At 45.3% G+C, this 23,870-nt stretch carries 17 protein-coding genes; 10 read left to right on the top strand and 7 right to left on the bottom strand.

Features of this window, described 5'->3' with window-relative positions:
* Positions 1-28 precede the first annotated feature (28 nt).
* Both NLX82_RS03500 and NLX82_RS03495 read right to left on the bottom strand, forming a co-directional pair.
* Complete coding sequence (locus NLX82_RS03500) at positions 29-331, bottom strand: hypothetical protein (protein WP_013310964.1); 303 nt, start codon at positions 329-331, stop codon at positions 29-31.
* A gap of 387 nt (positions 332-718) precedes the next feature.
* Positions 719-913 carry a hypothetical protein gene (locus tag NLX82_RS03495; RefSeq protein ID WP_013310963.1) on the bottom strand — a complete coding sequence of 65 codons (195 nt, stop codon included), beginning with the start codon at positions 911-913 and terminating at the stop codon, positions 719-721.
* A 140-nt stretch (positions 914-1,053) separates the two neighbouring features.
* On the opposite strand from NLX82_RS03495, the gene NLX82_RS03490 reads away from it, so the two are divergent.
* On the top strand, positions 1,054-1,491 hold the full coding sequence (locus NLX82_RS03490; RefSeq protein ID WP_023989364.1) for a NucA/NucB deoxyribonuclease domain-containing protein: 438 nt from the start codon (positions 1,054-1,056) through the stop codon (positions 1,489-1,491).
* A gap of 5 nt (positions 1,492-1,496) precedes the next feature.
* Here the strand turns inward: NLX82_RS03490 and NLX82_RS03485 are convergent, their stop codons facing one another.
* A complete protein-coding gene (locus NLX82_RS03485; protein ID WP_023989363.1) occupies positions 1,497-1,649 on the bottom strand; it encodes a hypothetical protein in 153 nt (50 codons plus the stop codon).
* 114 nt (positions 1,650-1,763) lie between these two features.
* On the opposite strand from NLX82_RS03485, the gene NLX82_RS03480 reads away from it, so the two are divergent.
* The 7 genes from NLX82_RS03480 to NLX82_RS03450 all read left to right on the top strand — a co-directional run bounded on the left by NLX82_RS03480 (position 1,764) and on the right by NLX82_RS03450 (position 12,313).
* Entirely contained in the window at positions 1,764-3,584 is a 1,821-nt protein-coding gene (locus tag NLX82_RS03480; RefSeq protein ID WP_076159414.1) for a sensor histidine kinase, read from the top strand.
* On the top strand, positions 3,559-5,184 hold the full coding sequence (locus NLX82_RS03475; protein ID WP_254347481.1) for a response regulator transcription factor: 1,626 nt from the start codon (positions 3,559-3,561) through the stop codon (positions 5,182-5,184). Before NLX82_RS03480 ends, NLX82_RS03475 begins: the two co-directional genes overlap by 26 nt.
* A gap of 136 nt (positions 5,185-5,320) precedes the next feature.
* The gene (locus NLX82_RS03470; protein ID WP_254347480.1) at positions 5,321-7,003 is read left to right on the top strand and encodes a type 2 periplasmic-binding domain-containing protein; all 1,683 of its coding nucleotides are present in this window, start codon (positions 5,321-5,323) and stop codon (positions 7,001-7,003) included.
* Positions 7,004-7,245: 242 nt separating this feature from the next.
* The gene (locus NLX82_RS03465; protein WP_025718416.1) at positions 7,246-8,136 is read left to right on the top strand and encodes an ABC transporter permease; all 891 of its coding nucleotides are present in this window, start codon (positions 7,246-7,248) and stop codon (positions 8,134-8,136) included.
* A gap of 27 nt (positions 8,137-8,163) precedes the next feature.
* On the top strand, positions 8,164-9,042 hold the full coding sequence (locus NLX82_RS03460) for a carbohydrate ABC transporter permease (RefSeq protein ID WP_023989359.1): 879 nt from the start codon (positions 8,164-8,166) through the stop codon (positions 9,040-9,042).
* Positions 9,043-9,070: 28 nt separating this feature from the next.
* Entirely contained in the window at positions 9,071-11,158 is a 2,088-nt protein-coding gene (locus NLX82_RS03455; RefSeq protein ID WP_367995871.1) for a beta-galactosidase, read from the top strand.
* 102 nt (positions 11,159-11,260) lie between these two features.
* Complete coding sequence (locus NLX82_RS03450; RefSeq protein ID WP_068941472.1) at positions 11,261-12,313, top strand: glycoside hydrolase family 53 protein; 1,053 nt, start codon at positions 11,261-11,263, stop codon at positions 12,311-12,313.
* 96 nt (positions 12,314-12,409) lie between these two features.
* Here NLX82_RS03450 and NLX82_RS03445 read toward each other — a convergent pair whose 3' ends face one another.
* The 4 genes from NLX82_RS03445 to NLX82_RS03430 form a co-directional block, all read right to left on the bottom strand.
* The gene (locus NLX82_RS03445) at positions 12,410-14,173 is read right to left on the bottom strand and encodes a methyl-accepting chemotaxis protein (RefSeq protein WP_068941474.1); all 1,764 of its coding nucleotides are present in this window, start codon (positions 14,171-14,173) and stop codon (positions 12,410-12,412) included.
* 324 nt (positions 14,174-14,497) lie between these two features.
* A complete protein-coding gene (locus NLX82_RS03440; RefSeq protein ID WP_025718424.1) occupies positions 14,498-15,457 on the bottom strand; it encodes an AEC family transporter in 960 nt (319 codons plus the stop codon).
* 98 nt (positions 15,458-15,555) lie between these two features.
* Positions 15,556-17,274, bottom strand: a complete 1,719-nt coding sequence (locus tag NLX82_RS03435) for an NAD-dependent malic enzyme (RefSeq protein WP_023989354.1) — start codon at positions 17,272-17,274, stop codon at positions 15,556-15,558.
* A gap of 379 nt (positions 17,275-17,653) precedes the next feature.
* A complete protein-coding gene (locus NLX82_RS03430) occupies positions 17,654-18,895 on the bottom strand; it encodes a nitrate/nitrite transporter (RefSeq protein WP_254347479.1) in 1,242 nt (413 codons plus the stop codon).
* Positions 18,896-19,313: 418 nt separating this feature from the next.
* Here NLX82_RS03430 and nirB point away from each other — a divergent pair, with 418 nt between their 5' ends.
* Together nirB and nasC are read left to right on the top strand one after the other, a co-directional pair.
* A complete protein-coding gene (gene nirB / locus NLX82_RS03425; protein ID WP_254347478.1) occupies positions 19,314-21,488 on the top strand; it encodes a nitrite reductase large subunit NirB in 2,175 nt (724 codons plus the stop codon).
* Positions 21,489-21,574: 86 nt separating this feature from the next.
* On the top strand, positions 21,575-23,755 hold the full coding sequence (gene nasC / locus NLX82_RS03420) for an assimilatory nitrate reductase catalytic subunit NasC (RefSeq protein WP_069080021.1): 2,181 nt from the start codon (positions 21,575-21,577) through the stop codon (positions 23,753-23,755).
* Positions 23,756-23,870: the final 115 nt, after the last annotated feature.

Raw genomic sequence — 23,870 nt, 5'->3', positions numbered from 1 at the left:
GGTCCAAAGACCGGGGGTTATTTTCAGCTTATTCTACGCCGTCCTGATAATGATTTTTCCAGTGCTTATCGCCTTTGTGTGCGAAGTCTTCAACTGTCTTTTCCAAAGTAGCTACCAGTTGGGCTTTAATCTCAGAAATTGTGTCTCGGAACAGTCTTTCTTCCGTACCATTGATTTTTTCACCATATAGAGCCTGAGCGGCTATAAATTGACGATGTTGCTCCACAAAACTGTCAATCGAATGCAATGCATGCTCCACGTATTGGGAAATGCTATGATGCTCGTTAGGCAGTTGCAATTTTAATTCATGAACTCTGTTTAATAATGCCATGATGATCACCTCGTGCGTTTTGTTATGTCAATAATTATACATCATTTTCGGAAAACTTTCATTAAATTTTGATTAAAATGTGACTTTTATTATGTCATGATTGCATTTTCACTGGTGATCAGGCCTAATTTTCGGAATTATTTCATTCTTTCCTTTGTGTCGTGATTTTAAAATTTAATATATATGACACGAAGATGATATAAGAGCAAGCTGCGACAGCTGTCTTTCTGACATGTTATAATGGGGGAAAAGCCCAGTAGGAAAGGTTGTCAGTATGGTATGAAGCTTTTTAAAGGTTTATTTTGGGGGATTCTGATCAGTCTTCTCCTGTGGTGTGCCTTGTTTGGGCTTGTCCGCTGGATGTCTCATTAAGTCGCTTCCTGTATCTTATACAATAACTCTTGCGACTGTATCCACGTCATTAACGGAAATCGTATATACGTGTTCGTCATCATAGAGCTTGAATTGCTGAGTTTCTTGGTCAGATAGGAGCTTAGGCCAGCCAATTACGGTACTTCCATTCAGTAATCGGATTACAACGGCTTGCATTTGGCTCACGGCCAGTTTGATCTCATCGTTCATTCGTACAACCTCCTCTCTATACTATTTGTCGTCGAATATTCAACCTTTTTTTATAGTCAGTAAGGGGTTACAAAAAATAAAATCCAGGGATTACCTTAGTTGAAGGCATCTACTGGAATAGCTTGAAGGGAAGAGGGAAATTGAAGAAAAAGTTGCTAAGTTTTATAGCTTTAGTGCTGCTAGCTTTGGGCGCGTACTGGTTTGAAGGAGGCAATCTTCTTACAAAAATGACAGGAGAGAACCCGCCTTCATCGGCTCAGGTTACGCTGCAATTCCCGTCAGGTCGCTACCCTGAAACGGCGCAGCATATTAAGGAAGCCATTCAGGCGGGAAAATCACCGGTATGCACAATTGACCGTGAAGGAGCCGAGCAAAATCGCAAGCATTCGCTTGCAGGTGTTCCCACTCGTAAAGGATACGATCGTGACGAATGGCCGATGGCTATGTGCTCAGAAGGTGGCAAAGGTGCAAATATCAAATACATAGCCCCTAAGGATAATCGTGGGGCAGGATCATGGGTCAGTCACCAATTGGATGAGTATGAGGATGGAACTCGTGTGAAATTTGTTGTGAAATAGTGCTATTACTTTTTATTACCTTGGGCTGTTTCCTGTCTGGCCTTAATCAACGCCAGAAAATCAAAAAAATCACCTAGTGTATTGAAGCCGGCACCTAAAATGGCCAAGTCTTCAGCGGATAGTTGGTTAAACCATTCCATTTGCTTAGCATCAAACATATTATCACCGCCAACCATTGATAATGTATAGTATGTACTGACGGCAACGAAGGTCAGGGCTCTGGCATACCATTTAAGTATGCTTGTTTTTTGTGCAGAGGATGTGTAGAACTCATGTTTAAATTTAATTTTTATACTAAAATCGTCTCCATCGTTATCGTATTGCTTATACCTATGCTGATCCTGTATGTCTATTCTAATCAGACAACGACAGGTGTATTACGTGAGGAGCTGAATCAATCTAATTATAATCAGCTGACTTTTTTTCAAAACCAGGTGAATACGAATATTGAAATGATCTCCTCTTGGCCGCATCTGCTGATTCATGATCCCGATGTAGCCAGTTTTCAAGCGATTTTTTTGAAGGACAAGGTTCTCAATCTGGATGGAATTAACCTTGTCAAACGGATCCAAACCAAGCTTGGGCTTCAGGAAAGCTCTTCTAATTGGAGAACCGGGCTGAGTATCTATTCTCCTTCGCTTGGACGGGTTGTATCGGAGAATGGAGCAGGTTTATATGACCAGAAAAAACTAAATCAGCTGATAAAAGACGGCTGGCAGGTATCCAAAAAAAGATCATACGGGAAGGACCAATTTATATTTTCATTGTATACATTATCCCCGTTTTCTTCACTTGGTAATCCAGAAACCGCTAACACGATTATTAAGGTTGAATTTGACAGCAGTAATATTCAGGACATGCTTGACCGCTTCAAAGGTGATGGTCGAAAGGAGCCTTTTTATTATAAAAAAGGCGTAGGAGTGATCTTTAATCGTACTGCAAATGAAGAGCTGTCTGGAAAGCTGATTTCTAAATTGGAAAAAATGGGACTCCATGAAGTTGATAATCTGACTGTGAAAATTGGAGAAGAAAGCTACCTGGTTCATGCCGTTCTTTCGCAAACGACTGGTTGGTATTTGATTGATTACATGCCTTTGTCCGATATGATGTCTCCAATTTACTCATCGAATCGACTGTTTTATATAACTGTTGTTGGCTCGCTGCTGGTAGGCTTGATTGGCGCTTACTTGCTTCATTCACAGGTACAAGTGCCGATTCTTCAGCTTGTGCGGGCATTTCGGAGACTAAAGGATGGGGACTATGCTGTTCGATTAAGTCTAAGGGGGAGTCACGAGTTTGCTTTCCTGTCTAGTCAATTTAATCTGATGGTCGAACAGATTCAGGAGCTGTTTGAGAAGGTGTATGTTGAGCAGCTGCATGTCAAGGAAGCGCGACTAAAGCAGCTCCAGTCACAAATCAATCCGCATTTTTTTTATAATTGTTTTTCGTTTATTACAAGTATGGCAAAGCTGCGCAATCATGAGGCGGTTGTAGCCATGGCTCATAATTTATCCAGGTATTATCGGTATACGACAAGACAGGAGCGGGATTTGGTTCCATTGTCAGAGGAAGTCGAGTTTGTTCAATATTATTTGAACATACAGCAGATGCGTATGCCAAGGCTAACGTTTTTAATTCATGTTTCTTCACAAGCCAGCAGTCTGCTGATTCCGCCGCTTGTAGTGCAGCCACTGGTGGAAAATGCGGTGCTGCACGGGATAGAGCCTCAAGCGGAGGATGGTATAATTCATATTTTAACGGAGCGTGTTGGCTCGTATATGTACCTGATTGTGGATGATAACGGACTCGGTTTGAGTAGAGAAGCTATAACTGCCCTGACATCAACGCTTGACAAGCCTGTGGAAGAGGATCATGGATACGGTTTGTGGAATGTGCATCAACGCATGCGATTACATTTTGGGGAAGATGCAGGACTGGAATTCTCTTTGTCTCCATTGGGAGGATTGCGTGCAGTTTTAAAATGGTCGATCTCAACAGAAGCAGAGCATGCGAATGGTTTAATTGAGCCTTCGCCAAATTCGAATATAGTTAAAACGGAGGGACCAGATGGTTCAGATATTACTAGTAGATGATGAGAGTTATGTAACAGAAAGTCTGGCAGCTACCATTCCGTGGGAGACGCTAGGCATCGAGAGGGTTCATCAAGCGGCTTCCGCATTAGCAGCGGTGGATGTGCTGGAAGCGTACGATATTGATATTCTGGTTACGGATATTCGTATGCCTGGCATGACGGGACTGGAGTTGATTGTTGAGGTAAACGAACGATGGCCACATATCCGAAGTTTGTTACTGACAGGCTATGCCGATTTTGAATATGCTAAAAAAGCGCTCCAGCTTAAGGCTTTTGATTACATTTTAAAGCCGGTGGATGATGAAGAGTTTATCAAATGTGTGTCAGCTGCCATGGATTCGCTAAAGGAAGAATGGGAAGCATTTGACAAGGTCCATCAATTACAATATAGCCGCAGAAACGATTTTGGTGTACTGCGGACCCATTTGATGCATGATTTGCTACTCGGGCGTGATTTGCCAGTACCAAAAATAGAGAGCAAAATATCCGAGTACGAAATCAAGCTACGCACGGGACATCCTGCCAGTATGCTGCTTATTCAGCTAGGGAAGCATTTTTCTGATATGGACTATCATTCAGTGTCCTTAATTGAGTATGCGATTGGAAATATTGCCGAAGAAGTGTTCGCACCTGATTTTCACGTTTGGCATTGCAAAGCGCCGCATGATTGCTTAATTGTATTAATAGAAGGGAATTGGAATTCATTTCCTGAACGGAGTGCGGATGAGCAGAATCGTTTTTTGAGTGCGGCGATTGAGACCTTTCGAAAAAATGTGAGCAATTACTTGAAAGGGGAAATTTACGTTGCATTAACCGGATGGTTTAATTTTCCAGAGGAGCTGTCTAAGCTATATCAGACAGCGATTAGATCCTTATACTGGAACCATCACGAGGAGACGGATACACTGCTATTCATAGAAGAACAGGCAGAACAGCCACACAGCTCAGTTAAGTCACTGGAGGGGCTTTATATGCACCCTACGCTTACTCATCTGCTAGAGTCCAGGCAATGGGAAGAGGCCGAAGCGAAAGTGAACCGTGTATTTGGAAAAATGGAAGAGGTGGGATATACACGCGAACATTTATATGAGCTGTTTATTTCGGTGACGAGTGCCTTTATGTATACAGCGCACAAACAAGGACGTTTCATTACACAGATGGACCAAGTAGGCTTCGATCCGTTACATGCGCAGAAAATGGTTCATTCGTTTCCCCACCTCAAAGAGTGGATACTTTCCATGATGAACAAACTTAAATCTGAATGGTCCGCAAGCGAGCAAAGCGCTAAAAGCTATGTGGTCAAGCAAGTTCAGGAGCTCATCTCCCAGGATAAAGGTCAGGAGCTGTCTGTTAAGACGATTGCCGATCAGGTTTATCTTCATCCAGTCTATCTGTCTAAAATTTATAAAGCTGAAACCGGAGAAGGTTTGGGTGACTACATTATCCGAATGAGAATGGAGCGGGCTCTTTATTTGCTCAAATATTCCAACAAAAAAATATACGAAATTACGACGGAACTGGGCTATCAGAATCCCCAATATTTCAGTAAGATGTTCAAAAAGCATTACGGAATGACTCCGCATGAATTTCGGGACCAGTAAAGATGGGACCAGTAAGGACGAAACCAGCAAAGATCAGTTGGGAAAGGTGCAGAAATATTTATTTTGTGACATAGGCTGCGAAGAAAAGCCCTCTTATAATAAAAGAGTAGAAAATGATTTTTAGAGGGGGAACAATATGCGAGTTCATTCGAAAAAAAAGTTGTTGTCGTTGATCGCCGCAACTATGGTATTAGGAGTTGGCCTTGTGGGCTGCTCAGGATCGGAAAATGATGGGAATGCGGACAGCACAGCTAAAACTGAAAACGTATACAAAGAAAAATACAATCCGGAAGTCACAATTTCCACGGTATGGGGTGTAGATCCCGCCTTAAAATTTAAAAATGGTGAATCTATCGAAAATAACATTGCGACAAAATGGGCTAAAGAGAAATTCGGTATTAATATCAAATCACTCTGGTCCGTCACAGATACGAATGGCGCATTTGCTACGAAGCTGCGATTGGCTATGTCCTCCGGTCAGGAGATGCCGGACGTCGTTGTATTGGGGACGGAGAATGAGCAACTGGCACAGGACATGATCGATTCTGGTATGTTTGCAGAGGCTGGTCCGTTGTTTGACAAGTACGCTTCGGATACCTGGAAGCAGGCGATGAATCAGGATACGAACGTATGGAATCAGTATAGCCGAGATGGCAAAAAAATGGGTATTCCTGTGCTTGATTTTGCCTATAACCATGATTATGTATTGTGGGTACGACAAGATTGGTTGGATAAGCTGGGTATGAAGGCTCCAGAGACGATGGATGATCTGGAAAAAGTGATGGATGCCTTTAAAAATAAAAATCCGGACGGACTGGCACCAAACAAAGTGATTCCGCTCAGCATCGGTTTCAAAACATCCATGAACACTTGGATGGGTGACCCATCCTGGATTTTCGGGGCATATGGCACTCTACCTCAGCAGTGGAACAAAGGCACAGATGGCAGTTTGGAATATGGCTCCGTGCAGCCTGGCATGAAGCCGGGTTTGCAAAAGCTGAGCGAGTGGCTCAAAAAGGGATATATTCCTCAGGAAGCAGCATTGTGGGATGAAAATAAAACGTCAGAACCTACAGTCGCAGGAACAGCCGGTATGATTCCTGGACCATATTGGATGAGCGGCTGGCCGCTTCAGGATACAGTCAAAAATGCGCCGGGTGCCGTGTGGAAGCCGATCAAGATTCCAGCGGGTCCTGACAACAAAGCCATGCGCCACGGAACGCAATATACCAATGGTGTTGTACTAATCAACAAACAAATGCAGCATCCTGAAGCTTTTTTCACTTATCAAAATTATTTGTTTGACCATTATGCTAATGCTAAACCGGACGGTGATTTGTCGAATGGGCTGTTTAAGGGCTACGATTATGATTTGGATGCGGGCGGAAAGCTAATGTCTATCGATAAAATACCAGGCGGTTATGTAAACTCTTTTCGTTATTTGCTGGTTCGTGATGGCGCGCGTATACCTGATGCCCAAATGAAGGCTTTGTTAAGTTTGGCTAACGGCGCAGAACCGAAGACCCGTCTGGAGAAAGATGTAATGGTGAATTACGGGAAAGATACTCCTGCAGCTGCCAAAGTGCTTATGGAACAGAAGGATATCTCCATGAAAGATCAGTTCACGGGCCCTACTACGCCAACCATGAAGGCTAAAAAGGACTATCTGGATAAGATTGAAAGTCAGACCTTCAATGAAATTATTTATGGCAAGCAGCCGATCTCTGCTTTTGATACCTTTGTACAGACGTGGAAAACAGCTGGTGGCGAACAAATTACAAATGAAGTAAACGAATGGTATAAAAGCGTCGAAAAGTAAAATCATGATGTTGTAATAGTTAGGAGGGCTGTCCCAAGGTGGACAGCCTTTTTACTACAGCTTTATCAGGATTGAGTAGAAATGAATGCGCTATTATGATGTGTGTGAAAAAAATTTCATTCGTTTGGCGAACTTAAAAAATGATTGCTTTTGTGCCATGTATGTTGGTTTTTTGAACTGTTGGGACAGCGAAAACGCTTTTATAATTGAAGTATACCATGAGAGTTACAGGAGGAACTGCAATGAGAAGTCTGCAACGTACGTGGCCATTTCATATCATGCTGCTGCCAGCCATCATTTTCTTAATTGTATTCAGCTACATTCCGATGGGCGGCATCGTGATGGCCTTTCAAAATTACAAACCTTGGCTAGGCATAACTGGTTCCGAGTGGGTTGGACTGGATAACTTCCGCTTTTTGTTTCAACGGGAGGACAGTCTTCAAGTCGTCTGGAATACACTAATTATTGCTGTGTTAAAGATGTTTTTCAATCTGGTGGTTCCGTTTGTTTTTGCTATACTGCTGAATGAAATTCGCAAGGTCGGCCTTCAGCGATCCATTCAGACACTGGTTTATCTGCCACACTTTCTTTCGTGGGTCATCTTGGGCGGAATTCTGATTGACCTGTTGGCTACAGATGGATTTATGAATCGTATTCTCGGTAGTTTCGGGATCCAGCCTATCTTTTTTCTGGGAGAAAATAACTGGTTTCGGTTTACTGTCATTGTATCGGATATATGGAAGGAGTTCGGATACAACACCATCGTATTTCTTGCTGCACTGGCGGGTATTAATCCTTCGTTGTATGAGGCTTCTGAAATGGATGGAGCGAGCCGCTGGAGACAGACGCTGCACATCACTGTACCTTCGTTAATTCCGATGGTAGTCGTTGTTGGAACGCTTGCACTTGGCAATGTACTGAATGCCGGTTTTGACCAGATTTTCAACCTTTATAATCCGCTGGTTTACCAAAAAGGCGATATTATTGATACATTCGTCTACCGGACAGCGTTAATCAATGGGGAAATGGGCTTTGCCACCGCAATCGGCTTGTTCAAATCCGTTATCAGTATGATTCTCATTCTGATATCTTATCGACTTGCTTACAAATGGGCAGGTTACCGCATATTTTGATTCCACGAGGCTGAAAGAGGGAGAGTCATGTATCATAAAACAACGCCATATCGCATCTTCAATGTGTTTAACATTTGCTTGCTTGTGATTTTGTCCATCATGTGTATCGTTCCGCTGATTCATGTGTTGGCGGTATCATTTAGTGCTAAATCAGCAGCAGATGCCAATCTGGTTGGGCTGTGGCCGGTGCAATTTTCATTAGAAGCCTATAAGAAGACGATGAATAACCCAATTTTTCTGCACTCTATCTGGATTTCTGTCTGTCGGACTGTATTGGGAACCGGCTTAACATTGCTTATTACCTTTTTAGCTGCTTATCCACTTTCAAAGGAAACATCTGTGTTCCGTAGCAGAAACGTATATTCATGGTTGTTCGTATTCAGCATGATTTTTAACGGTGGTCTGGTTCCATTCTATATGGTTATTCAAAAGATCCATCTTATGGACAGCTTCTGGGTACTTGTTTTGCCAGGAGCGGTCAACACATTTCTGGTCATCCTTATGTTGAACTTTTTTAGAGGAATTCCTAAAGAGATGGAAGAGGCCGCATTGATCGACGGAGCAGGACATTTTCGGACATTGTTTAGTATCTTTTTACCGATATCCCTGCCTTCCATTGCCACGATTGCGCTGTTTAGTATGGTATTTCATTGGAACTCCTGGTTTGACGGTCTGCTCTATTTGAGCAATGCGAAGGACTATCCGCTGGCGACGTTCCTGCAAACTGTAATTATTCAGAAGGACATGAGTTCCATGAGCATGAGTCCCAAAGAGATGGAATTACTTTCTCAAACGACGGTTAATGCTGCGCAAATTTTCATTGGTGCAGCGCCTATTCTCATTGTATATCCATTTTTACAAAAGTATTTTGTTAAAGGTATGACGCTAGGTTCCGTCAAAGAGTAACAGAATTCATAGAAGGAGATGATTTGTAGTGACGAATCAAAACATAATCAAGTACCCTCCCATTAGTGAGCGAGTTCCACGTATGCTGCATGGCGCGGACTATAACCCGGAGCAATGGCAGCATTACCCTGACGTGTTAGCGGAGGATATCCGTCTAATGAAACTAGCCAAATGCAACGTGATGTCTGTCGGTATTTTCTCATGGGTTTCATTGGAGCCTGAGGAAGGTGTATTTACGTTTGAGTGGCTGGATCGTATTCTGGATTCGTTTGCTGAGAACGGAATCTATGCTTTTTTGGCCACTCCTAGTGGAGCAAGACCAGCCTGGATGTCACAAAAATATCCTGAGGTGCTGCGTGTGGAGGCTAACCGTGTCCGTAATCTGCACGGGTTTCGCCATAATCACTGTTCTACATCGCCTGTTTACCGGGAAAAAGTACGTATCATGAATACGAAGCTGGCCGAGCGTTATGCTAACCATCCTGCTGTGATTGGCTGGCATATTTCCAATGAATTTGGTGGAGAGTGCCACTGTGATTATTGTCAGGAGGCATTTCGCGCTTGGGTCGAGGATAAATACGGTACGCTGGACAAGCTTAATCACGCATGGTGGACGACCTTTTGGAGTCATACGATTACGGATTGGAGCCAAGTTGAGTCCCCGGCACCTCACGGTGAAACACAGGTCCATGCCCTGAATTTGGACTGGAGACGGTTTGTGACCGATCAGACCGCAGATTTTATCAAACATGAGATTGTGCCGCTCAAGGCTGCAAATCCAGCAATTCCGGTCACAACCAATTTAATGGAGTTTTTTGAAGGATTGAATTACTGGAAGTTTGCTGATCTGCTCGATGTTATATCCTGGGATAGTTACCCAACGTGGCATGACCGTGAGGGAGATGATAGCCGTCAGGCTGCTAAAGTCGCCATGATGCACGATATTATTCGTTCAATCAAGGGAGGCAAGCCTTGGATGCTCATGGAGAGTACACCGAGTTTGACGAACTGGCAAGACGTAAGCAAGCTGAAGCGACCAGGAATGCATCTGCTATCGTCTTTACAGGCTGTGGCACACGGGTCAGACACCGTTCAATATTTTCAGTGGCGGAAAAGCCGCGGTTCGAGTGAAAAGCTGCATGGTGCGGTTGTCGATCATGTCGGACATGAGCACACTCGTGTATTTGGAGATGTGACAGAGGTCGGTAATGCGCTGGAAAAACTGGAGGAGGTTATCGGTACATCGGTACCGGCGGAGGCCGCAGTCATTTTTGACTGGGAGAACCGTTGGGGAATCAACGATTCACAGGGACCACGCAACAAAGGTGTGAAATATGAAGAGACAGCTGAAGCGCATTATTTGGCACTTTGGGAGCAGGGTGTACCTGTAGATGTCATTCATATGGATGCAGATTTCTCCAAATACAAACTTTTGGTAGCTCCGATGTTGTATATGGTCCGCAGCGGTGTGGGGGAGCGTATACAGAAGTTTGTTGAAAACGGTGGCGTTTTCGTAGCAACCTATTGGTCTGGTATCGTAGATGAACATGATTTGTGCTTCCTTGGAGGCTTTCCGGGGCCGCTTCGTAAGACGCTGGGGATCTGGTCGGAAGAGATTGACGGGTTGCATGATCATGACCGTAATCACATTTTGCCGGTTGAAGGCAATGAGCTGGATCTGCAAGGGGAGTATGAAGCTGTAGAATTGTGTGATCTCATTCATACGGAGGGTGCAGAGGTACTGGCTGTGTACGGCTCAGACTTTTATGCAGGACGCCCGGCTTTGACGGTGAACCGTTTGGGAGAGGGAAAGGCTTATTACATCGCATCACGCAACACCGGACTGTTTCACAGTCATTTTTACAGAAGTTTAATTGATGATGCAGGAATCAGTAAAGCGCTCAATGTGAAGTTGCCTCATGGAGTGAATACGGCGATTCGTACCGATGGGGTTCATGATTATATTTTTATACTAAATTTCACGCATGAGTCGCAAAAGATTACGTTGGATGGGCGAACTTATGCGGATATGCTTGAAAATCATGCGATAGAAGATGGTAGCGTTCAATTGGATGCCTACGCTGTTAAGGTTTTAAAGACAGAGCGCAATAAATAGAACATGATATTAAAGTGTGATCTCTGTCGTTTTCCCGAGTGAGGGAACTGGTAGATTGGTCAGAGGCAATGAGAAGTATACAATTCGGATGGGAGATGACTTATGAAAACAGGTAACCGCACGATGGTATTTGCGATGTTGATCTTGCTATCCAGCTTATTGTATCCGTTCGGCTCTGTAGGGTTGGGTGCGGCTTCGGCCGCCCCTGCTTTCGCCAAAGGAGCAGATATAAGCTGGGTAGCAGGAATGGAAGCGCAAGGTATGACTTGGAAGGATAAAAAGGGTGTTCGTCGAGATATACTGCAAATTTTGCGAGATGACTATCAGATTAACTCGGTACGTATCCGTGTGTGGGTAAATCCTGACATGAAAGATTATGCAAGCGGATACATGAATGCCGAAAAGGCAGCAGAACTAGCGCAGCGAGCTAAAAAATTGGGTATGAGCGTTATGCTGACTCTACATTATAGTGATTCCTGGGCAGATCCAGGGCAACAGAACAAACCTTATGCGTGGCGCAATTTCACATTTACACAACTCATGGATGCAGTCTGGTCTCATACGGTCTATGTTATGAACACGATGAAAAGCAAGGGGGTAACACCGGACTGGGTGCAGATCGGTAATGAGACGAACAATGGAATGCTCTGGGAAGACGGCAAAGCTTCGGTGAACATGAAAAACTATGCCTGGCTCGTCAATACAGGTAATAATGCTGTAAAATCGGTAAGCAGCAGTACTAAAACGATAGTACATTTAGCCAACGGGGATAACGGTTCCGTGTTGAACTGGAATATCGGCGGGCTGATTGATAATGGAGCTCAGTTTGATCTCATCGGGCTGTCTCTGTATCCGTCTCCTTCTGACTGGCAGGGCAAGGTGGATCAGACGATTACCAATGCCAATAACCTCATTGCCAAATACGGTAAAGGTATTGTCATCAGTGAAATCGGGATGGAATATAACGAACCTGCAGCTTCCAAGGCATTTATTTCTGCAATCAAAACAAAGGTTCGGAACATCGGAGGCGGCAAAGGTACAGGGGTATTTTATTGGGAGCCGGCTGCAACTCCAGGTTACAATCAGGGTTATAACAAAGGTGCTTGGCAGGCTGACGGTAAGCCAACCTCAGCTTTGGAAGGATTTGTAAATTAAGAAGTATGTAAGAGTATATCAAAGAACCTCTAGTTCGCTTTCTATGCAGACTAGAGGTTCTTTATTGTTATCTTGAGTTACTTGGAAGTTATAAAATTAGGCTTCCCGGTTCACCTTGAAGAACGAAATGAGCTCTTCCAGCTCCCCGGACATCAATGTAAGCTTGTCAGAAGCTTGGACAATAGAAGCCATAGACTCAGCCTGTTCTCCAATGGTATGCTCGATTTGTTTGCTGCTGCCGACTGTTTTGCTAACTGTCGAAGACAGCTCGTCAGAGGTAGCTGACATTTCCTGCGTGCTGGCCGAGATCTGCTCCGTTGCGCTGGATACCTCCTGAATTTGTGACGACACTTTATTAGACGCATCTAAAATTTCAGAGAACATTTCGCCTGTCTGCTTCGTAACTTCCAGCCCAATGTGAACTTCTTTTGTACCAAGGCTGATACCTTTTACAGTCTGCTCAATTTCTCTTTGGATTTCTTCAATGAGCTCTGCAATTTGTTTGGCAGACTCTTGAGACTGTTCAGCCAAATTACGTACTTCTCCCGCTACGACTGCAAAACCTTTGCCCTCTTCACCGACTCTGGCAGCTTCGATAGAAGCGTTCAGTGCAAGCAAATTCGTTTGACTGGCAATGCCTGTAATGATGCTGACGATATTACTGATTTCGTTAGAACGGTTCTGCAGCGCATTAACGGAATCAGCTGTACTTTCCATTGTAGTGGAGATGGAGTCCATTTGAGCGGAAAGCTTTTGGGCTACCTGATTGCCTTCAACGGAGCGTTTTTCCATAGAATAAGCTTGATCCGCTACGGAAGAGGAGCTTTCGGCAATCGTTTGGATAACTGTCGACATTTCATTCATAGATCTGGAACTTTCAAGTGCTGCGTGATCCTGAGCTTCAAGTCCCTGGGTTATTTCCTGAATATTGCTGTTAATGACGTTCGTATTCGTACTGTTTTTCTCGCTAATGCTTAACAATTCCTGGGCAGATCCCGTAACTTCTTGTGTCGTATTCTGTACTTTCACCATTGTATCGTTAAGGCGTTTGATCATAGAATTGAATTTTTGATTGATAATGCCAAGGTCGTCCTCGCCTGTCTTGATTTTTACATTCAGATTACCCTCGCTGACTTCCTCAATTCCCTTCATCAAGCTACGAATCGGGGATAGGGTCCGTTTTACCAATAAATATTGGATCGTTAAGAAGATCGCAAGGAACAGAATGAGCAATGACACACCATATACAAGCAATTTATGAAGTCCGGTAGGTACAGAGCTCGCGTCTACGTCAAAGTATATCGCACTTGTGATTTTACCGCTTTCATCTGTAATTGGGTAAACAATAGTAGTCCATGTACCATATTCGTCCGAGTAAAAGCTGCTCAACGATGATTTATTGGATTGAAGCATTTTATTTACAGCTTGTGCATTTTCGTCAGGAAGAGTGTACATATCCCCAATATCCAACTTCAAGTCTTGGAAAGCTTGGACTAAATTTGTGGGAACGCCAATAATGGAAGTTTGATTTCCTTCTGTTAGTTCTGTGCCAAATATGTAAGCTTGGGCAACATTAGGATAAAATGTGTGGATAGAATCTAGGAATTTGCGTAAATCCTGTTGAGCAGAACCGTTATAATCTTTTTCGCTTAATGCTTGTTGTACTTTTGTTTTGTCAACATCTTCTGCCCATTTTTTAGTCAATACTTTAACTTGGTCTTGCAGCTGCGTGGTGAGAATGTTCTTTTGAAGTATATAGCTGGATGTGATGAGAATAGCACCTATTAATACGATGTTAAGAAAAGAGATTAATAGATTTTTACCAAAAAAGGACATAGTTCTCCACTTCAAGTTTTTCACGTTTTCTTCTCCTTTGAATTAGCAATTTAGTTTCATATACAACCTACCCCATATATATTTCGACAATTTGCTTTCTAAATGTTAGGTATTTATTAAAAGGGAGAGAAGAAGGTTATTTAAAAAGAACGGCGGCCCCTAGTGAATGAAACGATGGGACCGCCGCTTGTCGGCAAAACTGGATTTTATGTTGTTTTTCCAAATAATCTTACTAAATCACTTTATTGTTCAAACAATATTTAAAAAATAAGATAAATGAGGGCGAACGGGTATGCTTTATACCTATAAATACCTGGATTGCATTGAGGGTTCTTAAGTTTCTGTCCCTTATAAAAGAAGTGAAATGAGCAAAGGTAATGAAATGAGCGATAAGACTGAGCTAATAACAAATGCAGATGCAGCTTCCGTTTCCAGTGTTTCATAACGGGTAGCAATCATAGCAGCCACAGCCGAGCCGGGAAAAGCGACAAGCAGTACGGCTTTGGTTACATCCTCATGGGATAGTCCTATCAGAACAGCAATACCGAGCATAACTATAGGCATTACGATGGCTTTCAGCACAGCGATGCTAAGTGCTTTTGGACTGAACGTAATCTTTTTGATACCAATGGTTACCCCGATGGCAAATAGGGCTGTACCAGCAGTAATATTGCCGATTTGATCAAACATGGATTGCAAAAGTTTCGGAGCGTGGAATCCACATAGAGTCAATACGACACCAAACAAGGGTACGCAGGCAAGCGGCTCGCTGAGTCCATGAAGGACTGATTTCATAGTGACTTTAAATAAGTTGCCTTTAGTGCCGTCAGATTCTGTTGTTTTGCGCTGACCGACCGTTCCCAAAATACTTGCAAGCGGATCAAGAATGGCATTAACGACGATCCCAGTAATCGCAATAGGGATGGCGACTGCCGCACTTCCGAACAAGCTTCCCAGAACCGGAATTCCCATGAATGCGAAAGAAGGCTGTGTTGAATTCAATGCGAACATGGAGGATTCAGTCAGGCCTTTTTTGGCAATTAAGCGATAAACAATGAGCAATACAATATAAAAGCCGATTACACCAAGTAGCAAAGCCACAAGAAAGGGCCACTTTTGAATCAATGTCTCTCTTGGTGTCGTCGTAATACCAATAAACAAGTGTGCAGGTAGAGCAAACTTCGTCACGAGTGTATTTAATCCCTTAGAAGAAGCAGGGTTAAAAGCCTTAAACAATCCTGCGAAATAACCAATTAAAATGACAAAGAAAATAGGAATTAAGATAATAAAAATATGACCTGTAGCCATGATGTTGCCTCCAATGAAGATGTCCGCCAAAAAAGGCGGACATCAGTTAAATAATCACTTTGCGTATGCAAGTACAAATTTGATGTTGTCGCTATTTTTTAAACCAGGACCGCTTCCTGACCATATTGTTTGATTGGTTTATATTTGCAGTCCCACATCGCATCTCGAACCGCTTGTGCGATATCGTCCGGTTGATGACGCGCTACTCCATCCTGAACTGCTGCCTTGGCCACAGCCACGGCTACCGCTTCAGATACTTCGCGTAATTCATTGATTTTTGGCAGCAGGGAAGCACCAGGCTGCGACAAATCAACCATTTGAGCTACTGCATGGGCAGCTGCTGCAAACATGCTATCTGTTATAATTTTGGATTTTACCACGATTGCGCCAAGACCAAGACCCGGGAACACGAAAGCATTGTTGGATTGCCCAATTTCAAACTTAATATTGTTATAGATCACCGGCTCAAAAGGACTTCCTGTTGCAATGAGGGCTTTTCCTTCGGTCCAGTGGATCAAATCTTGCGGAGTTGCTTCTGCCAGTGGAGTCGGGTTGGACATAGGCATAATAATAGGACGTTCTGTATGTTTGGCCATTTCTTTAACGATTTCCTCACTAAATGCCCCAGTAACACCGGAAGTACCAATCATAATCGTCGGTTTTACGCGGCGAATGACTTCAAGCAGTGGGATTTTGCCATCCTCAGCATGTTCCCAGTCACGGCATTCTGCAACATCACGCACATAAGGGACTTGGAATGGAAAAAGTCCTTCTGTTTCGTTGGTAAGCAGGCCACGGTAATCATAAGCCCAGAAGTTACGTCTTGCTTCTGCTTCTGACAGTCCTTCCAGCATCATGGCTGCGCTAATTTGGTCTGCATTGCCGATTCCAGCAGCTCCTGGGCCAAAGACTAGAACCCGATGCTTGCTCAGTGGGATTCCGGACAATTGAACACCGGACATTACACCTGCGAGCGTAACCGCTCCAGTACCTTGAATATCGTCATTAAAAGTCAAAATACTATTTCCGTACTTATTGATAATGTTCCGTGCGTTGACATTGCCCAGATCTTCCCAGTGCAGCAGGGCATTCGGGAAAAAGGAAAGTGCAGCTTGAACATAAGTGTCAATAAATTGGTCATATTGTTCTCCACGTACACGTTTATGACGATTCCCCATATATAAAGGATCTTCCAATAGCTTCTCGTTGTTTGTACCTGCATCAAGAACAACTGCCAGTACTCGGCTAGGATCTATACCAGCAGCAGCAGTATACACAGCAAGCTTACCAATAGAGATATTAATACCTCCGACTCCCCAGTCCCCGATTCCCAAAATACTCTCGGAATCTGTGGCTACGATCAGGTCGATATCATCAGGGTCTAGGTTCAAATTCTTAAAAGCCTCTCCAATACCCGCCAGATTATCAATAGATAAATACATACCACCAGGTTTGTGATATTCATGACTGTATTCCTGTATAGCCTGGCCTACTGTTGGTGTATAAACAATCGGGAGCATTTCGCTTAGGTGCTCAGAGAGCAAACGATAATAAAGAACGGTATTCCGATTAAAAAGATCATTTAACGCAACATTTTTACGCAAATTATCCGGTTGGCTCTGAAATTGCTCGTAAACCCGCTGAACCTGCTCCTCAATAGTTAATATCGTAGGAGGAAGGAGACCGTCAAGTCCAAGCTGTTTCCGTTCTTCCAGGGTAAAAGCTACTCCTTTATTCAGCAGTGGGTTGGCAAGTAGATCTTTTCCGGTTAATTTAGTTTCGATAGATCCGTCTTCCGTAAAATGAAAAGCACGCATTTCCAATTCCTTCTTTCTAAAAAATTACATTTAATTAATCCTTGAACAATTCGTGAACAAGTATACGCCTTATTTTAAACCAAGTGAACAAGTATGTTGTGTGAAAAATGGTTATATAAGTGTTTACATAAGAAAAATTATGAAAATGAAAGCGATTTTCAATGTTTTTTGAATGAAAATTTCATTTAATTTTCATGATATTTTCGGAAAATCTTGATTGAATGTGATAATCATCATAGTTTTATAGGCGCAGTTCGATTAAGCGTGCATGAAAAATAGCTTAACTTCATTTTAAATAAACGAAGTTAAGCTATTTTTTGGCTATAGGGATGGTTGAGGGACAAAATTTAATGCTTCGCAGCTCTATGTTTAATGAACATCAGGCATTTAATTCTCCGATGCGATTGACGGCTTCATCAGTAACTGTAGCAGAGCGTTGCATCCAGCTGTTACGCCATTTCAATTGCATTATGATGACGAGGGTAAAGGCACAGAACGTGATTAGGCTCAGAGAGATGAAGCCTGGCATATATGAACCCGTTGATTTGTACAGATGACCCAGTATAAGGGGGAGGAAGTACCCGCCTATGCCACCAGCAGCGCCGACAATGCCGGTCATGAGCCCGATTTCGTTGCCGAACCGCTGCGGAACGAGCTGGAATACGGAGCCGTTGCCAGCGCCAAGGCACATCATGCCTACGAACAGCAGCACAACTACCACGGTAAGTGGCGGTAAAAACGCAATGCCAGCGAGCATAATCCCGGCTCCCGCATACAAGTACATTAACATGCGTGAACCACCAATCCGATCGGACAAAAAGCCGCCTACAGGACGAAAGAAGCTTCCGGCAATCACACAAATGGTCGCAAAATCGGCGGCATGTACCGCGGAGAGGCCATATTGGGTATTAAAGAAAATAGTCAAATAATTAGAAAGGCCAACGAATCCGCCAAACGTCACGCAGTAAAAGGCACAGAATACCCAGGCATCCCTCTGTTTGAGCACCGAAGCATATTGCGACAGACTTTTTGGTGCTGGGCGGTGAGGGCTATTGCGGGCAAAAATACTGAACAGAACGAAGACGGTTAAGATGGGGAGGATGGCCAATCCGAAAACGGCTTCCCAACTGCCAAAATGTTGAGCAATGCGGTTGGCGAACAATGTCGCAAGGACGGTACCGCTATTCCCAGCACCGGCAATTCCCATAGCCAAGCCTTGATGCTCTTTGGGGTACCATTGACTGGCCAACGGCAGCGCAGCTGCAAATGATGCTCCAGCTACGCCCAGGAGCAGGGCAACAACGTACATGTGCTCTAGCGAATCAACCCACAGCCAGCCGAGCAAGAGAGGGATTATCGTGACAAGCATACCAATCTGTCCCGTGAGCTTCGGACCGATATAATCCGACATGAATCCGAGCACGAGCCGCAGCAGGGAACCACCAAGTATAGGTAGGGCGACAAGATTGGCTTTTTGTACAGGGTCCATTGGATAATCATTAGCAATTACAACGGCCAATGGTCCGATCATTCCCCATATCATAAAACTGATATCAAAATACAGAAAGGAGCCAAATAGGGTGGGCTTGTGTCCGCTTTTCCAGAAACTTTTTTTGTTCATTCTCCATCTCTCCTGTTCTCATTGTTGTTCTTTGTCTGAAAAATGTAATTTGAACATGAAAAAGCCGCAAATCGCCCCTACATGGTATCTAGGAAACGGTTTGCGGCCTCATTGCCGTGGTTGACACACCTCATTGTGAGTCGACTTGGTATGATCACGTTGGAGTGATTTTAATCAAATTATAAAAAAGGATCTGTTTTATGTCAATATACATAACACAAAATCGTAAAAAAATTAAATATAAGGTGAAAATATAGCTTTCATGTATTAAATATTGACATGACATTCACAATTCAGTAATCTTAGATACATATCGGCACAACGATGTGCCGACATTTACGGCAACGGTGCCCTTTTCCATTGAATGGAGAAGGGCTTTTTCTGTCTTATTTTATTCGGAGAATGGGGCTGGTTTAATATGATGAAAAAACTGGTCGTCGTCGGCAACGGTATGGCAGGCATTAAATGTGTGGAGGAAATACTTGATCTGGAGCCAGAGCGGTTCCAAATCACGATATTTGGTGCAGAGCCCCGTCCCGGGTACAACCGAGTGCTCCTGTCCAAAATGCTTCAGGAGGAGAGCTCATTTAAGCACATCGTTACCCATGACTGGGACTGGTATGAAGAGAACGGGGTAAAGTTGTACGCGGGTGAACGCGTCTGTCGTATTGATGTTGCAGCCGGGATGGTGGAAACGGAATCCGGCATCAAAGAACCTTATGACATGCTCATATTGGCAACGGGCTCATTGCCTTTCATGCCGCCCATTCCCGGAGCTCGAAAACAGGGGGTAATCGCTTTTCGTGATGTGAATGATTGTGAAACCATGGCAAGATATGCCAAAACATACCGTAAGGCCACAGTTATCGGAGGGGGGCTGTTAGGACTTGAAGCCGCTCAAGGCCTGTTGAATCTAGGGATGGAAACTGAGGTTGTTCATAATGCGCAGTATCTTATGAACCGTCAGCTTGATCGGACGGCGGCTGTGCTTCTGCAGCGAAAGCTGGAACAACAGGGCATGAGGTTTCATTTGGCGAAGGAAACGGTCAACATCATAGGCCGAAACAGGGCGCAAGGATTGATATTTGCGGACGGGAACAGGTTGGAAACGGATTTGGTTGTGCTGGCGGTTGGTATCCGACCGAATATCGAATTAGCTCAGGACAGCGGTCTGACCGTAAACCGTGCCATTGTCGTGGATGATTATATGCGCACGAGTATTCCCGGTATTTATGCCGTCGGCGAATGTGCTGAGCATCGCGGGATTTCATACGGGCTAGTGGCGCCGCTATATGAGCAGGGCAAAGTGCTGGCAAAAGTTATTTGTGGTCGTGAAACGGCTCCCTATGAAGGGACGGTTCCGTATGCGCAGCTCAAGGTAGCGGGGATTCATCTGTTTTCCGTAGGAGACATTCGCGAAGAGGGAAGCGAGATAGCGGTCATGGAGTATAACGGGATGCAGGAGGTTTACAAAAAAGTGATGATGCATGCCGGTGCTGTCACTGGTGCCATTTTATTCGGAGATACGGCGGAAAGTAACTCCCTGCTCGGTATGGTACGGCGCGGCGCGTCGGCTACAGAGCTAACATCCCGGGATAACGGCGGAAGCAAAGCGGAGGATGCGGCAGCCGCACTGCCGGAAGAGGAAACGGTATGTGCGTGCAACGGCGTGAGTAAGGGGGCTATTTTGCGAGCGATCACTACGGATAAGCTGAAGACGGTGGAAGAGGTGAAGAGTCGGACCAAAGCATCCGGTTCCTGTGGGGGCTGTCGGCCGCTGGTGGCTGCACTGGTCAAAAATAGTTTGTCCCAATCGACAGTTTCCGGACCTGTAGTTACTCCGACCGCCCAAGAAGTAGTCCCTGTGTGTGGATGTACGCATTACGATCATGATTCGCTTAAAACAGCTATGGTGGACGCAGCCTGTCAGACTCCAGATGAAGTAGTGTCCCGTCTCGGTTGGACTAGACAGCAGGGGTGTGAATTGTGTCGGCCGGCTGTACTTTATTATTTGGAATCCCTTGGGTTGCGCGACAGATCTGCGACAAATCCATTAGGTGCTGGTGTTGTGGTTCAGGTCACACCGCAGTACGGAGGAGAAGCGCCCTCTGCGGGTCTGCGCTTTACGAACCTAAATGCCGAGAATCGGGCTTTTGTTGAGTCGGACCTGATGGATCAGGCATTTGTAGAAGTAGCCTGGCTCAGAGAGCGGTTGGTAACTTTATGGGGAAGTCTCGCATTGCCCGCGTTGGTTACAGTTGCTATTTGTCCTGGATCGGCGTATCCGGCAGGTGTACTTGTCCACGATATTGGAATATCCCGATCTCCAGTAGGCTGGGAGGTTTATGCCGGTGGCCATGCAGAGCATCCAGTTCGCCAGGGGCAGCTGCTTGGATTGGAGGAAGACCCGGCAGAAGCGGTCCTGATGGCTGTAGCCTGCTTGCAAATATACCGACATAGTGCCCGGTATGGGGAGAAAATGTGGGAGTGGATTGAAAGGACTGGCGTTCTGGCATTACGGGAAAGTGTGCTTGACGCTGCTCTTCGAAGTGGACTGGCGGGTAGCCTGCGGACCACAATGCTGACAGGATGATGTGATGGGTTGAGTTCAGTTGTGGCGATATTCTATCGTGTGCAGACAATAAAATTCCGAAAAATGGCGAAGGGGAGGTGACTTTGATGTGTCAGTCAGGAGAAGGCAAACCGGAAGCTGGGCTACATGTATCGTCAGTAATGGATACGCAGTGCCCGTTTTGCAGCGTGCAATGTAAGATGACCGTTAGTGCGGGTACGGAGACACTTGCGGGTATCATCCGTACAGTGTATAAGGCGGAAGGGAAGGCTAATGCAGCCTCGCAGGGTAGGCTGTGCATCAAGGGAATGAATGCGCATCAGCATGCGACTCATGCGGAAAGGCTGGTACAGCCCCTCATACGCAAAGAGGGCAAACTTGTTCCCGTCAAGTGGGAGGAGGCGTTGGATACTATAGCTAGCAGTTTCTCTACGCTACTGTCCACACAGGGTCCCGATGCAATCGGTATTTACGGTGGAGGTTCACTCTCCAATGAAACGGCTTATTTACTCGGTAAATTTGCCAGGGTGGCTGTAGGTACACGATATATCGATTATAACGGGCGCTTCTGCATGTCGGCAGCGGCATCCGCTGGCAGTAAAGTGTTTGGCGTTGATCGCGGACTGACCTGCAGACTGGCTGATATTCCGTTGGCTCGTTGTATTGTGCTTGCAGGTACGAATATCGCTGAATGCCAGCCGACCTTAATGCCTTATTTTCATCAGGCGAAGGAAAACGGCGCGTTTGTCATTGTAATTGACCCGCGCGCGACACCAACGGCGGCGGCTGCCGATTTGCACCTGCAAATCAAGCCAGGTATGGATGCTGTGCTGGCTAATGCCATGCTAAAGGTCATCGTGGACGAAGGATTTGCGAATGAAGAGTTTATCCGCAAGCGGACCAACGGCTATGATCAGCTGTTGACTCATTTGAAGGGTGTGGATCTGAGCGAATCGGCTGCGTTGTGCGGAATTGAGGTAGAAATGATCCAGCAGGCAGCACGTGCCTTTGGCAGTGTGGAGACCGGCATCGTTTTTACGGCCAGGGGTGTTGAACAGCAGACAGATGGACATATGGCGGTGCGTGCATTTCTTAATCTGGTGCTGGCCACTGGCAAGATTGGAAGGGAAGGGTGCGGTTATGGAGCTATTACAGGTCAGGGAAACGGGCAAGGGGGGCGAGAGCACGGCCAAAAGGCTGACCAGCTTCCTGGTTACAGATCAATTGAGGATGAAGAAGATCGATCCTATGTGGCGTCCGTGTGGGGAGTAAAACCAAGCAGTTTACCGGGTAAGGGAGTGTCCGCCTATGAAATGATGGAGCTTGTCCATCAGAGAGAAATCCAAGCTTTGTTCGTGATGGGCTCTAATCCTGTTGTATCTAACCCGAATGTCCGGCTGGTGGAGGAAGCCCTCAAAAAGCTGAATCTGCTGGTTGTGGCGGATATGTTTCTCACTGAAACCGCGCGGATGGCCGACGTTGTTTTGCCTGTGACGTCTTATTTGGAGAATACGGGGACGATGACCAATCTGGAGGGCCGCGTTCTGCTACGGGAAGCGGCGAGGTCCGCACCAGGCGAGGCTAGAGATGACTGGAACATTTTGTGTCAGGTAGCTGCAAAGCTAAACAAGGGCAGCTATTTCTCGTACAGGGATGCTGAGCATATCTTTGAAGAACTGCGGCTTGCCAGCCGGGGCGGTCCTGCCGATTATTATGGGATCACATATGACAGGTTGCGTCGTGAAGAAGGGGTATATTGGCCATGCCCGTCTACGGACAGAGCCGGTATGGATACGATGTTTCGGGAAACCTTTGCCCATTCCGATCAAAAGGCTGTTTTTACGGTGGTTGAAAGCTGTGGAGCAGGAGAGGAGATATCCGAGGAGTACCCGCTTATTTTGACGAACGGCCGCGTGCTGGCTCACTATTTGACCGGTGCACAAACGCGCAGAAGTCCGTCGCTGGCCGCACGAGAGATTGAGAATTATGTGGAAATTCATCCGCGGACAGCGCGACGCTGGCATATCAGGGACGGGGAGTGGGTAGAAATAGCATCACAGCGCGGCAGCTTCACTGTCCGCGGCCGGATCAAACCACATATCCGCGAAGATACGCTCTTCGTGCCCATGCATTGGGGTGGGATACAAAATGTAAATCGGGCGACCCGACCCGATCTTGATCCGTTCTGCCGGATGCCTGGCTTCAAAACGGCTGCTGTACGCATCCGTCCCCTTCACCTGGCCGTAGCCGCGACCAGTGCAGATAATGGGGAATGGTCTGAGTTCTAGAGCAGGACTGAGTAAGTGACTTTTTCTTTGCATAAAAGGCCAGCCCCCTTTGTATGAGTGAGGGAGCTGGCCTTTTTGGGTTGGACAGTTTAGGGCCCGCAATCCCTAGACTGCG

This window comes from Paenibacillus sp. A3M_27_13, from assembly GCF_024213315.1.
GTDB lineage: Bacteria > Bacillota > Bacilli > Paenibacillales > Paenibacillaceae > Paenibacillus > Paenibacillus polymyxa_B.
This window is presented reverse-complemented; position numbering and strand designations above follow the sequence as displayed.